The 12,036-nt window shown below is 60.2% G+C and carries 11 protein-coding genes; 4 read left to right on the top strand and 7 right to left on the bottom strand.

Annotated features, from left to right (window positions below; genetic code table 11):
* Nucleotides 1-139: 139 nt before the first annotated feature.
* Nucleotides 140-808, bottom strand: a complete 669-nt coding sequence (elbB, locus tag ACYZTW_RS32090) for an isoprenoid biosynthesis glyoxalase ElbB (protein ID WP_462003204.1) — start codon at nucleotides 806-808, stop codon at nucleotides 140-142.
* Nucleotides 809-923: 115 nt separating this feature from the next.
* Here elbB and ACYZTW_RS32085 point away from each other — a divergent pair, with 115 nt between their 5' ends.
* Complete coding sequence (locus ACYZTW_RS32085) at nucleotides 924-2,159, top strand: sterol desaturase family protein (RefSeq protein WP_462003203.1); 1,236 nt, start codon at nucleotides 924-926, stop codon at nucleotides 2,157-2,159.
* On the opposite strand, the gene ACYZTW_RS32080 is transcribed toward ACYZTW_RS32085, so the two are convergent.
* A complete protein-coding gene (locus ACYZTW_RS32080; RefSeq protein WP_462003202.1) occupies nucleotides 2,140-2,763 on the bottom strand; it encodes a DedA family protein in 624 nt (207 codons plus the stop codon). The genes ACYZTW_RS32085 and ACYZTW_RS32080 overlap by 20 nt on opposite strands.
* Before the next feature lie 208 nt (nucleotides 2,764-2,971).
* Here ACYZTW_RS32080 and hemB point away from each other — a divergent pair, with 208 nt between their 5' ends.
* Together hemB and ppk1 are read left to right on the top strand one after the other, a co-directional pair.
* Nucleotides 2,972-3,985 carry a porphobilinogen synthase gene (hemB, locus tag ACYZTW_RS32075; RefSeq protein ID WP_462003201.1) on the top strand — a complete coding sequence of 338 codons (1,014 nt, stop codon included), beginning with the start codon at nucleotides 2,972-2,974 and terminating at the stop codon, nucleotides 3,983-3,985.
* An 18-nt stretch (nucleotides 3,986-4,003) separates the two neighbouring features.
* Nucleotides 4,004-6,226 carry a polyphosphate kinase 1 gene (gene ppk1 / locus ACYZTW_RS32070; RefSeq protein ID WP_462003200.1) on the top strand — a complete coding sequence of 741 codons (2,223 nt, stop codon included), beginning with the start codon at nucleotides 4,004-4,006 and terminating at the stop codon, nucleotides 6,224-6,226.
* Between the two features lie 226 nt (nucleotides 6,227-6,452).
* Here the strand turns inward: ppk1 and ppx are convergent, their stop codons facing one another.
* The 5 genes from ppx to ACYZTW_RS32045 form a co-directional block, all read right to left on the bottom strand.
* Nucleotides 6,453-7,955 (bottom strand): exopolyphosphatase, encoded by a 1,503-nt coding sequence (gene ppx, locus ACYZTW_RS32065; RefSeq protein WP_462003199.1) that lies wholly within the window; start codon nucleotides 7,953-7,955, stop codon nucleotides 6,453-6,455.
* A gap of 235 nt (nucleotides 7,956-8,190) precedes the next feature.
* Nucleotides 8,191-8,931, bottom strand: coding sequence for an amino acid ABC transporter ATP-binding protein (locus tag ACYZTW_RS32060; RefSeq protein WP_462003198.1), 741 nt, complete (start codon nucleotides 8,929-8,931; stop codon nucleotides 8,191-8,193).
* The gene (locus tag ACYZTW_RS32055) at nucleotides 8,918-9,568 is read right to left on the bottom strand and encodes an amino acid ABC transporter permease (RefSeq protein WP_033060645.1); all 651 of its coding nucleotides are present in this window, start codon (nucleotides 9,566-9,568) and stop codon (nucleotides 8,918-8,920) included. The genes ACYZTW_RS32060 and ACYZTW_RS32055 overlap by 14 nt, the downstream gene beginning before the upstream one ends.
* Nucleotides 9,565-10,233 (bottom strand): amino acid ABC transporter permease, encoded by a 669-nt coding sequence (locus ACYZTW_RS32050; RefSeq protein WP_046045116.1) that lies wholly within the window; start codon nucleotides 10,231-10,233, stop codon nucleotides 9,565-9,567. The genes ACYZTW_RS32055 and ACYZTW_RS32050 overlap by 4 nt, the downstream gene beginning before the upstream one ends.
* 36 nt (nucleotides 10,234-10,269) lie before the next feature.
* The gene (locus ACYZTW_RS32045; protein ID WP_462003197.1) at nucleotides 10,270-11,055 is read right to left on the bottom strand and encodes a transporter substrate-binding domain-containing protein; all 786 of its coding nucleotides are present in this window, start codon (nucleotides 11,053-11,055) and stop codon (nucleotides 10,270-10,272) included.
* 256 nt (nucleotides 11,056-11,311) lie between these two features.
* Between ACYZTW_RS32045 and ACYZTW_RS32040 the strand changes: the two genes are divergently transcribed.
* A complete protein-coding gene (locus tag ACYZTW_RS32040) occupies nucleotides 11,312-12,019 on the top strand; it encodes a FadR/GntR family transcriptional regulator (protein WP_462003196.1) in 708 nt (235 codons plus the stop codon).
* Nucleotides 12,020-12,036 lie beyond the last annotated feature (17 nt).

Here is a 12,036-nt window from a genome sequence, read left to right as displayed (position 1 = left end):
GCTCCCGCTGGGTTGCGAAGCAGCCCCAAAACCATCCACTACGGTTCTTCCTGGAAGACCGCGTCACCCGATGTCACGACTGCTGCGCAGCCGAGCGGGAGCAAGCTCCCTCGCCACAAAAGCCCTTTATCGAACAATGTCAGGCGTCGTTTTCGTGGGTCAGTTCCAGTACCCGGTCGACCAGTTTGTTGATGCCCGAAGCCGCTTCACTGATGCTCTGCGCCAGCATATAAGCCGGGGTGCACACCAGTTTGCGGGCCTTGTCTTCGACGATGTCGCTCACCGCGCAATCTTTGTGGGTGGCGCCCATCTTGTTCATGGCGGCTGCGGTATCGGCGTCGGTGCCGATGGTGCAGGTCACGCCCGGTCCATAGATCTTCGCCGCGAGCGCCGGCGAGATGCAGATCAGCCCGACCGGTTTGCCGGCCTCGGCAAAGGCTTCAGCCAACGCCAGGACTTCTGGTTGCACGGTGCAGCCGGCGCCTTCGACGGCGAAGTTCGACAGGTTCTTGGCCGCCCCGAAACCGCCCGGAACGATCAGCGCATCGAAGTCTTCAACGTCCGCTTCGCGGATATCCTTGATGTTACCTCGGGCTATCCGCGCCGATTCCACCAGTACGTTGCGTGACTCGGGCATTTCTTCGCCGGTCAAGTGATTGATCACGTGCAGCTGCGCGATGTTCGGTGCGAAACACTGCACCTCAGCACCCCGCTGGTCCAGACGCAGCAGGGTGATCACGCTTTCGTGGATCTCGGCGCCGTCGTACACGCCACAGCCGGATAGGATCACTGCAATTTTTTTGCTCATGGGCTTTTCTCCAGATTCATGGCGTTAAATGTCCACTAATTTGTCACTCGTTGCCATAGGGTTAATTCGCGGCTACACCTAGGATCTGTCCTCAAGATTCCGATCAGGGCGCGTCATGGACTTCATTCTGTATGCGGTGCCGTTTTTCTTTGTGCTGATTGCCGTCGAACTGCTGGCCGACCGTTGGCGCGGAGTGAGCAATTATCGCGTGGCGGACGCGATCAACAGCATGAGCACCGGCGTGCTGTCGACCACCACCGGCCTGTTGACCAAAGGCGTCGGGCTGGTGACGTATGCGTTTGCCGTTAAGCACCTGGCGCTTTTCGAACTCTCGGCCGACAACGTTTGGGTCTGGGTATTCGCCTTTGTCCTCTACGACTTCTGCTACTACTGGCTGCATCGCATGGGTCACGAACGCAACATCCTCTGGGCGGCGCATTCGGTGCATCACCAGAGCGAGGACTACAACCTGTCCACGGCGCTGCGCCAGACCAGTACCGGCTTCCTGCTGAGCTGGATCTTCTACCTGCCGATGGCCGTGCTCGGCGTGCCGCTGCTGGTGTTTGTCAGCGTCGCCTCGCTGAACTTGCTGTACCAATTCTGGGTGCATACCAAACACATTCCCAAGCTCGGCTGGTTCGAGTGGTTCTTCGTCACGCCGTCCAATCATCGGGCTCACCATGCACAGAACGCTCTCTACATGGATCGCAACTACGGCGGGGTGTTCATTATTTGGGACCGTCTATTCGGCTCGTTCCAGGAAGAAGACGACAACGAGCCGGTGATTTTCGGCGTGACCACGCCGCTGGCGAGCTGGAATCCGTTGTGGGCGAACGTGCAGTTCTACGCGCAGCTGTGGGATGACGCGCGGCGTGCGCAAAGCAAATGGGACAAGCTGCGCATCTGGTTCATGCGTACCGGGTGGCGGCCGGCGGACGTGGCGGCCAAGTACCCGATGAACAAGCCAGACCTGAGTCAGTTCCGTAAATTCGAGGTGCCGCTGGACGGGCGTCAGCAGTTGTATGTCGCGTTGCAGTTCTGCGTCTACATTGCGCTGGGCAGCTATTTGATGAACCTGGAGCAGCATTTACCGACAGCCGCGCTGGTGCTGGGCTGGAGTGCCGTAGCGTTGGGTTTGTTTACGTTGGGTGTGGCCCTGGAGAATCGCCCGTGGGCGCTGAAGCTGGAACTGCTGCGCCTGGCGTCGAATGTGCCGCTGGTGTGGCTGGCACCGATCGTTGGCCTGTGGCCGGCCAGCGCGGCAGGCTGGGTCGGCCTGCTGAGTTACAGCCTGCTCAGCGGTATCGGTCTCTACTGTTGCAGAAACCGTTTCACTCGACTGGCGTCTTAGTCTCGACAGATTTGGCCAGTTCGGCCTGCTCGTCGGCGTAGATCTTCTTCGCCAGACGGGCATTCTTGAGACGCCGGCGCAACCACAGGCAAAAGCCCAGTATCAGCAGGGCGCCGAGCACCCACAGCTCGTACTTTTTGACGCTGCCGAGCATGCCTTCGAGTACCGCACCGAAGTGATAGGCGGCGGCAGCCAGCGCCGCGGCCCAGATCGCGGCACCAATCCCGTTGAGCAGCAGATAACGTCCTGGCGGATAGCCCGACAGGCCGATCGCCACCGGCATCACCGTGCGCAGGCCATAGACAAATCGGAAGCTCAGCACCCAGATGTCCGGGTGCTTGCGGATATGTTCCAGCGCCCGATCACCCATCATTTGCCAGCGCGGTTTGCGTGCCAGCAACTTGCGGCCGTGCTTGCGCCCCAGGAAATACCACAGCTGATCACCGGCATAACTGCCGAGGAACGCCACGATCATGACCACTTTGAGGTCCATGTATCCGCGGAACGCGAGGAAGCCTGCGAGCACCAGAATGGTTTCGCCTTCGAAAAACGTGCCGAGAAAGAGGGCGAAGTAGCCGAATTCCTGAAGAAATTGTTGGAGCATTGTCTGGATGCTGGCGAAATGAACGCGCAGCCTAACCCTTCGGGAACATTCATGAAAGTGTCCAAATGTGTCTCGACGTGAACATTTCCTACAAGGACAATGGAATGCGACTACCTGTCACAGGGGTGCACACAACTGTAATACGTTGGTCATAATGGCCGCTTATAACTGTCACGCTCGCCCGCCAGCGCGGGCTCAGGAGTCTGCCGTGAGCTTTACCCCCGCCAACCGTTTGTTTCCTGCAACCCGCCTGCGTCGCAATCGCCGTGATGATTTTTCGCGTCGACTGGTCCGTGAAAACGTTCTGACCGTCGACGATCTGATCCTGCCGGTGTTTGTGCTGGACGGTGAAAACCGTCGCGAAGCGGTGGCCTCGATGCCGGGTGTCGAGCGCCTGACCATCGATCTCTTGCTTGAAGAAGCGGCCAAGTGGGTCGAGCTGGGGATTCCTGCATTGGCGTTGTTCCCGGTGACGCCGCCGGAGCTCAAATCTCTGGACGCCGCCGAAGCCTGGAACCCCAACGGCATTGCCCAGCGCGCCACCCGTGCTCTGCGCGATCGATTCCCGGAACTGGGGGTGATCACTGACGTCGCTCTGGACCCGTTCACCACCCATGGCCAGGACGGTATCCTCGACGAAGACGGCTACGTGCAGAACGACATCACCGTCGACGCACTGGTCAAGCAGGCGCTGTCCCACGCCGAAGCCGGCGCTCAGGTGGTGGCCCCGTCGGACATGATGGACGGTCGCATCCAGGCGATTCGCGAAGCGCTTGAACTGGCCGATCACGTCAACGTACGGATCATGGCCTACTCGGCGAAGTACGCCAGCGCCTATTACGGCCCGTTCCGCGATGCGGTCGGTTCGGCGCTGAACCTGGGCAAGGCCAACAAGGCCTCCTATCAGATGGACCCGGCCAACAGCAACGAAGCCCTGCATGAAGTGGCGGCCGACTTGTCAGAAGGCGCGGACATGGTCATGGTCAAGCCAGGCATGCCGTATCTGGACATCCTCTACCGGGTCAAAGAAGAATTTAAAGTGCCGACCTTTGTTTATCAGGTCAGCGGTGAATATGCCATGCACATGGCGGCGATCCAGAATGGCTGGTTGAGCGAAGGGGTTATCCTCGAATCCCTGACCGCTTTTAAACGTGCAGGCGCTGATGGCATCCTGACTTACTTTGCCGTCCGTGCTGCTCAATTGTTACGAGAGCAAAAATAGCCCTCCCAGGAACATTCGATGAATACCGAAGTACTCACTGAAGTTGCCGTAAAAGATGCTCAACCTGTGGTGGAGCAAATCGCCGAAACCCCACCGGAACTGGAGCCTGCTCCACCCGCGGTGGTGGCCGAGCCCGCAATAGCGGCGCCAGCGATTGCCATTCCCGGCCTGGATGACAGCAGCCTGTACATCCATCGCGAGCTCTCGCAACTGCAGTTCAACATCCGCGTGCTGGAGCAGGCGCTGGATGAGTCCTACCCATTGCTGGAGCGGCTGAAGTTTCTGCTGATCTTCTCCAGCAACCTGGACGAGTTCTTCGAAATTCGTGTGGCCGGCCTGAAGAAGCAGATCACCTTCGCCCGTGAACAGGCTGGCGCCGATGGCTTGCAACCGCACCAGGCCCTGGCCCGCATCAGCGAACTGGTGCATGGTCACGTCGACCGTCAGTACGCGATCCTCAACGACATTCTGTTGCCGGAACTGGAAAAGCATCAGGTCCGTTTCATCCGTCGGCGTCACTGGACCACCAAGATCAAAACCTGGGTGCGCCGCTATTTCCGCGACGAGATCGCGCCGATCATTACTCCGATTGGTCTCGACCCGACGCACCCGTTCCCGTTGCTGGTGAACAAGAGCCTGAACTTCATCGTCGAACTCGAAGGTATCGACGCCTTCGGGCGCGATTCCGGTCTGGCGATCATCCCGGCTCCACGTCTGCTGCCGCGCGTGATCAAGTTGCCGGAAGAAGTGGGCGGCTCGGGCGACAACTACGTGTTCCTGTCGTCGATGATCCACGCTCACGCCGATGACCTGTTCCAGGGCATGAAGGTCAAGGGCTGCTACCAGTTCCGTCTGACCCGAAACGCCGACCTTGCCGTCGACACCGAAGATGTAGAAGACCTGGCCCGCGCCCTGCGCGGCGAGTTGTTCTCCCGTCGCTACGGTGACGCGGTGCGTCTGGAAGTTGCCGATACGTGCCCGAAACACTTGTCCGACTACTTGCTCAAGCAGTTCAACCTGCACGAGACCGAGCTGTATCAGGTCAACGGTCCGGTCAACCTGACCCGCCTGTTCAGCATCACCGGTCTGGACAGCCAGCGAGCGCTGCAATACACGCCGTTCACCCCGCAGATCCCGAAACTGCTGCAAAACAGCGAGAACATTTTCAGTGTGATCAGCAAGCAGGACATCCTGTTGCTGCACCCGTTCGAGTCCTTCACCCCGGTGGTCGACCTGCTGCGCCAGGCGGCCAAGGACCCGCATGTATTGGCGGTCCGTCAGACCCTGTACCGCTCCGGCGCCAACTCGGAAATCGTCGATGCGCTGGTCGATGCGGCGCGTAACGGCAAGGAAGTCACTGCGGTGATCGAGTTGCGTGCGCGCTTCGACGAAGAGTCCAACCTGCAACTGGCCAGCCGTCTGCAAGCGGCCGGCGCGGTGGTGATTTACGGCGTGGTCGGCTTCAAGACCCACGCCAAGATGATGCTGATTTTGCGTCGCGAGGCCGGCGAGATTGTCCGTTACGCCCACTTGGGGACCGGCAACTACCACGCGGCCAACGCCCGTCTGTACACCGACTACAGCTTGCTGACGTCCGACGACGCCTTGTGCGAAGACGTCGGCAAACTGTTCAGCCAGCTGATCGGCATGGGTAAAACCTTGCGCATGAAGAAGCTGCTGCACGCGCCCTTCACGCTGAAAAAGGGCATGCTCGACATGATTGCCCGGGAGACCCAGTTCGCCCTCGACGGCAAACCGGCGCACATCATCGCCAAGTTCAACTCGCTGACCGATCCGAAGATCATCCGCGCGCTGTACAAGGCCAGTCAGTCCGGGGTGCGTATCGATCTGGTGGTGCGTGGCATGTGCTGCCTGCGTCCGGGCATCGCCGGGGTATCGCACAACATCCACGTGCGCTCGATCATCGGTCGCTTCCTGGAGCACACCCGGGTCTTCTACTTCCTCAATGGCGGCGAAGAGCAGATGTTCCTGTCCAGCGCCGACTGGATGGAGCGCAACCTCGACAAGCGCGTCGAGACTTGCTTCCCGGTCGAGGGTAAGAAGCTGATCATGCGGGTCAAGAAAGAGCTGGAGCTTTATCTCACCGATAACACTCACAGCTGGAGCCTGCAGGCGGACGGCCGTTACATCCGCAACACACCGACGGGTAACCAGAACCCGCGCAGCGCCCAGGCAACACTGCTGGAGCGTTTGGGTAGCCCGATTCTTGCGGTCCGATAACGCAAACATCGGCTAATAAAAAAATGGCGATCCCTGCGGATCGCCATTTTTGTTTGTGGCTACATAACTGTGGTGAGGGGATTCTGTGGTGAGGGGATTTATCCCCGTTGGGCTGCGAAGCAGCCCCAAAAACTGCCGCAGTGGTACATCAGGCAGACCGCATTCACGGACTTCACGACTGCTTCGCAGCCGAACGGGGATAAATCCCCTCACCACAGAGTTGGTGTTAGCGAACGTTGAGCACGAAGCCAACACGGGTCAGCCATTCCGCCTCCAGGCCGAAGTCAGCTTGGGTCAGCTGGTTTTCGTCCAGCCAGTTTTCCGGGAACAACACATCCAGGCTGTCGCCATTGGCCTGCAGCAAGACCTGAGGCATTTCCTGGGTGCCGCGGATGTGATGGAACAGAATCGCAAAGCGCAGCAGCACGCACAGGCGAATCAGCTTGATGCCTTCATCGCCGAACTCGGCAAACTTGTCCTTGGGGATATTGCGGCGGTGGCCACGCACCAGTAGCGCGAGCATCAGTTGGTCTTCGCGGGAGAACCCGGCCAGGTCCGAGTGCTCGATCAGGTAGGCGCCGTGCTTGTGGTAGTGATAGTGAGCGATGTCCAGGCCCACTTCATGGACCTTGGCGGCCCAGCCGAGCAATTCGCGCCAGACGCCGTCATCCAGATCCCAATCCTCAGCCACTTGATCGAAGGCATGCAACGCCTTGCGCTCAACCCGCGCCGCTTGTTCCAGATCGACGTGATAACGCTCCATCAACGAGCTGAGGGTGCGCTCACGGACGTCTTCATGATGATGACGGCCCAACAGGTCATAGAGCACGCCTTCGCGCAGGGCGCCTTCACAGTGATCCATGCGTTGCAGCTCGAGCGCGTCGAAGATCGCTTCGAGAATCGCCAGGCCGGCAGGGAAGATCGCTCGGCGGTCAGGCTTGATGCCTTCGAAGTCGATCTTCTCGACGTCGCCAAGTTTGATCAGCTTGCGCTTGAGCCAGGCTAGGCCTTCGGCGTTGACCTCGCCGGTGCCATGACCGCCGGCCTTCAGCGCCAGGCCGATGGCGCGGATGGTGCCCGAGGAGCCGATGGCTTCATCCCAGGTCAGCCGATGCAGGGCATGCTCGATGCTCATGATCTCCAGCCGCGCCGCGGTGTACGCCTGTGCGTAGCGAGCCGGGGTGATCTTGCCGTCCTTGAAATAGCGCTGGGTGAAACTGACGCAGCCCATTTGCAGGCTTTCGCGCAGCAGCGGTTCGAAGCGCTGGCCGATGATGAATTCGGTACTGCCGCCGCCGATGTCGGCCACCAGGCGCTTGCCCGGGGTGTCGGCGAGGGTGTGGGACACGCCGAGGTAGATCAGGCGTGCTTCTTCACGGCCGGAGATGACTTCCACCGGGTGGCCGAGGATTTCTTCAGCGCGGCGGATAAATTCGCCACGGTTACGGGCTTCACGCAGGGCGTTGGTGCCGACGATCCGCACGGCGCCAGGCGGCATACCGTTGATCAGTTGGGCAAAACGCTTCAGGCAATCGAGCCCGCGTTGCATGGATTCTTCACTGAGCTGTCGCTCATCGTCGATGCCGGCGGCCAGCTGAACCTTCTCCCCGAGACGTTCGAGAATACGGATTTCGCCGTTCTGGGCCTTGGCCACGACCATGTGAAAGCTGTTGGAGCCCAGGTCGATTGCGGCGATCAGGGACAGATTCTTGGCTTGGGATTGCGGCATGGTCAGGGGGTCTCGGTCGATAACCTCGACATCGTGCCACGATCAAACGCTCCCGCCAACGCGTAGCGTTCAATGCCTTGATCCTGCGCAGTTATGCTGGTGACCGCTGCGCGGTCATTCGCAAGCAGGCTCGCTCCCACAGGGTTGCGAGCCATCCTCAAGACCACGGCTGACGCAGAACCAATGTGGGAGCGAGCCTGCTCGCGAAGGCGGCCTTACAGGCGCTAAAGATCTTTCAGCTCACCGCCGCTTCAACCGTCCCGATAAAATTCGCCAACTCCGCCGTCTGCGGATTCGCGAACAGAATCTTCGGATCCCCGACCTCATGCACCTTGCCCTGATGCATGAACACCAACTTATCCCCAACCTCGCGCGCAAAGCGCATTTCATGGGTGACCATGATCAACGTCATCCCTTCCTTGGCCAGTTGCCGAACCACGCTCAACACTTCATTGACCAATTCCGGGTCCAGCGCCGAGGTAATCTCATCGCACAGCAAGACCTTCGGCGACATCGCCAGCGCCCGGGCAATCGCCACCCGCTGTTGCTGCCCGCCAGACAATCGATCCGGGAAGGCATCGAATTTCTCCCCCAGCCCGACCCGCTCCAACATCTCCCGCGCCAGTTCGGCCGCTTTGGCTTTCGGCACTTTCTGCACCACCTGCGGCGCGAGCATCACGTTTTCGCCGACCGTCAGGTGCGGAAACAGGTTGAACTGTTGAAACACCATTCCGACTTTTTGTCGCAAGCTGCGCAGATCGGCACGGGCGGCGTCGAGGTAGTCGCCGTCGACTTCAATCACGCCGTCGTTGATCGATTCCAGGCCGTTGAGGGTGCGCAGCAAGGTGGATTTTCCCGAGCCGCTGCGACCGATGATCGCCACCACCTGGCCTTCCTCGACGCTCAGGTCGATGCCTTTGAGCACATGGTGATCGCCGTAATATTTATGCAGAGCGGAAATTCTAAGCAGAGGCATGCAGTCTCCTTTCCAGATAGCGCGCACTGAGGGACAAGGGGTAGCAGAGCAGAAAGTAACCGAGGGCCACGAGGCCGTAGACCATGAACGGTTCGAAGGTCGCGTTGGCGAGCATGCCGCCGGTCTTGGTCAGTTCGGTGAAGCCGATGATCGAGGTGACGGCGGTGCCTTTGACCACCTGCACGGAGAAGCCCACCGTCGGTGCCACGGCGATGCGCAGCGCTTGCGGCAGGATCACGTAGCGCAGTTGCTCCAGAGGATTGAGCGCCAGGCTTGATGAAGCTTCCCACTGGCCGTTGGGGATCGACTCGACGCAACCGCGCCAGATCTCCGCCAGGTAGGCGCTGGTGAACAGCGTCAGGGCAATCGCCGCCGCCATCCACGGCGAGATCTCCACCCCGGCCAACGCCACGCCGAAGAACACCAGAAACAGCTGCATCAACAGCGGCGTGCCCTGGAACAGTTCGATATAGGTGCGTGCGAAGCTGCGGGGCAGGGATTTTTTCGAAATGCGCATGACCATGATCAGCAAGCCGATCAATCCACCGCCGATAAACGCCACCAGCGACAGCGCCAGTGTCCATTGCAGGCCCGTGAGCAGGTTGCGAACGACATCCCAGAACGTGAAATCGCTCATTGGCTGCTCCTGGCTATGTAGCGGCGACCGATCCAGTTCAGCAATTGGCGGATCATTAGCGCCATGCACAGGTAGACCAGCGTGGTCAGGGCGTAGGTTTCAAAGGCGCGGAAGTTGCGCGACTGAATGAAGTTGGCGGCGAAGCTCAGCTCTTCGGTGGCGATCTGCGAGCAGACCGCCGAACCCAGCATGACGATGATGATCTGGCTGCTCAGCGCCGGCCAGACCTTGCCCAGCGCTGGCAGCAGGACCACGTGGCGGAACGCTTCAAAACGGGTCATCGCCAACGCGGCGGCAGCTTCCAACTGTCCTCGGGGGATCGCTTGGATGCCGGCGCGGATGATCTCGGTGGAATAGGCGCCGAGGTTGATCACCATCGCCAGCACCGCTGCCTGCCATTCCGAAATCTGCACGCCCAGTGACGGCAGGCCGAAGAAGATGAAAAACAGCTGCACCAGAAACGGCGTGTTGCGGATCAACTCGACGTAGACCCCAAAAATGCCGGCGAACGGGCGGATGTTCCACGCCCGCACCAGCGCCCCGACGATGCCCAGACCCACCCCGAGCACCGCGCCGATGGCCGTCAGTTCAAGGGTGAACAACGCACCGCGCAGCAACAGGTCGGTGTTTTGCACCACCGGTATGAAATCGAACTGATAAGCCATGTTTAGGCTCCTTGTTTAAACGGCGTCGCGCGACGATCAGAGATCGGCCGGTAGCGGCTCTTTGAGCCAGGTCCGGGAGTTCTTCTCCAGCGCGCCGTCGGTCTTGGCGGTGGCGAGGATCTGGTTGACCTTGTCCAGCAGCGCCGGCTCGTTTTTGTTCACGCCGACGTAGACCGGCGAATCCTTGAGCTTCACTTTCAGCGCCGGCACACGTTTCGGGTTGCGCTCACTGATAGCCACCATCACCACGTTGCCGCTGGCGATCAGATCAACTTGCCCGGCGAGGTAAGCGGCGATGGTCGAGTTGTTGTCTTCGAAGCGCTTGATGGTCACACCTTCGGGCGCGACTTTGGTCAGCTCGATGTCTTCGATGGCGCCACGGGTGACGCTGATGGTTTTGCCCTTGAGGTCGTCCAGGCTTTTGATGTCGGCATCCGGCGGACCGAATACGGCGAGGTAGAACGGCGCGTAGGCACGGGAGAAGTCGATAACCTTCTCGCGCTCGGGGTTCTTGCCGAGGCTGGAGATCACCAGATCGACCTTGCCGGTGGTCAGGAACGGGATGCGGTTGGTGCTGTTGACCGGGGTCAGTTCGAGTTTGACCTTGAGTTGGTCGGCCAGCAGTTTTGCCGTATCGATGTCCAGGCCGCGCGGTTTCATGTCCGGGCCGACCGAGCCGAAGGGCGGGAAGTCCTGAGGCACGGCAACCTTGAGGATGCCGCGCTTGACCACATCCTCCAGACCGTCGGCGTGGGCGGGCGCCTGGCTCAGCATCAGGCTGGCAAACAAGGCTGCGAGGAGGGCGCTGTAACGCTGGGTCATGGCAAATCTCCGAATCGGCGAGGAATGAATTCTGCGGATCGACAGAGCATGGGCCATGCCAACATCGGTTTTTGGGGGCGCAAGGCCACGGTTTTGCTGGTGTCACTCGGTCTTACTGGTCTGAACAGTCGCGCGCGGTTTCGCACCCTGATAGCGCATCGCCGGAATTCGCCGAACCCCCATGGGGCACGACTTGCCGGGCGTCGCGAATAGCTTTACAACTAGCCGCTCATTAGCCCGGTTTCTCTGAAAAACCATGAACTCGATCTCCCGCGCCGTACCTGAAGTGGCGTTGCAAGCCATCCGCAAACTGATCACCGAGCAGGGTTTCGGGCCGGGGGATGCCTTGCCCTCGCAACGGGATTTGGCGGTGCAATTAGGGGTCAGCCGGGCGTCGCTGAGAGAGGCGTTGTCGTCGCTGAGTGCGCTGGGCGTGATCAGCATCCAGCCGGGTAAAGGCGTGTTCGTGCAGTCTCCGGTGGATTTGCCTCGGTCCGATGTGGCACTGAGTTGGCCGTTCGCGGCCCAGGCCTCGCCGCTGGATATTTTCCAGTTGCGTTATGCCCTGGAAGGCTTCGCCGCCGGTTTGGCGGCGGCGACCCTGAGTACTCACGAGCTCGATGCACTGGAAGATAACGTCGCCGCCATGCGCATCGAATTGAAGGCCGGCGACTTCGAGGCAGCGGCGCGACTGGATTTCGAGTTTCACCGACGCATCCTGCTGGCGAGTGGCAATCAGGCGATGCTGAGCATTCTGACGGCCAGCGCCGACATTTTTCTAGAGAGCCAAAAGCTACCGTTCATCCGGGCAGAGCGGGCCATGGAAACCTGGCAGGAACACCGCAAAATCCTCCGCGCACTGGCCCGGCGTGCGTCTGGCGCGGCGCAGAAGGCCATGCAGGAGCATGTGCGCAATGCAGCCCTGCGCACCGCAATTGCCTTCGTCGCTCCCGCCACCTCGTGACTTGGTCTATACCCAAA

The organism is Pseudomonas sp. LB3P25, from assembly GCF_054897985.1.
The sequence above is the reverse complement of the archived record's forward strand: the minus strand, read 5'-3'. Positions and strand labels throughout refer to the sequence as shown.

Bases quoted from the DNA above. Each gene is read 5' to 3' on its own strand.
- elbB (WP_462003204.1), bottom strand. From the start codon at position 808: ATGAGCAAAAAAATTGCAGTGATCCTATCCGGCTGTGGCGTGTACGAC.
- ACYZTW_RS32085 (WP_462003203.1), top strand. From the start codon at position 924: ATGGACTTCATTCTGTATGCGGTGCCGTTTTTCTTTGTGCTGATTGCC.
- ACYZTW_RS32080 (WP_462003202.1), bottom strand. From the start codon at position 2,763: ATGCTCCAACAATTTCTTCAGGAATTCGGCTACTTCGCCCTCTTTCTC.
- ppk1 (WP_462003200.1), top strand. From the start codon at position 4,004: ATGAATACCGAAGTACTCACTGAAGTTGCCGTAAAAGATGCTCAACCT.
- ppx (WP_462003199.1), bottom strand. From the start codon at position 7,955: ATGCCGCAATCCCAAGCCAAGAATCTGTCCCTGATCGCCGCAATCGAC.
- ACYZTW_RS32060 (WP_462003198.1), bottom strand. From the start codon at position 8,931: ATGCCTCTGCTTAGAATTTCCGCTCTGCATAAATATTACGGCGATCAC.
- ACYZTW_RS32055 (WP_033060645.1), bottom strand. From the start codon at position 9,568: ATGAGCGATTTCACGTTCTGGGATGTCGTTCGCAACCTGCTCACGGGC.
- ACYZTW_RS32050 (WP_046045116.1), bottom strand. From the start codon at position 10,233: ATGGCTTATCAGTTCGATTTCATACCGGTGGTGCAAAACACCGACCTG.
- ACYZTW_RS32045 (WP_462003197.1), bottom strand. From the start codon at position 11,055: ATGACCCAGCGTTACAGCGCCCTCCTCGCAGCCTTGTTTGCCAGCCTG.
- ACYZTW_RS32040 (WP_462003196.1), top strand. From the start codon at position 11,312: ATGAACTCGATCTCCCGCGCCGTACCTGAAGTGGCGTTGCAAGCCATC.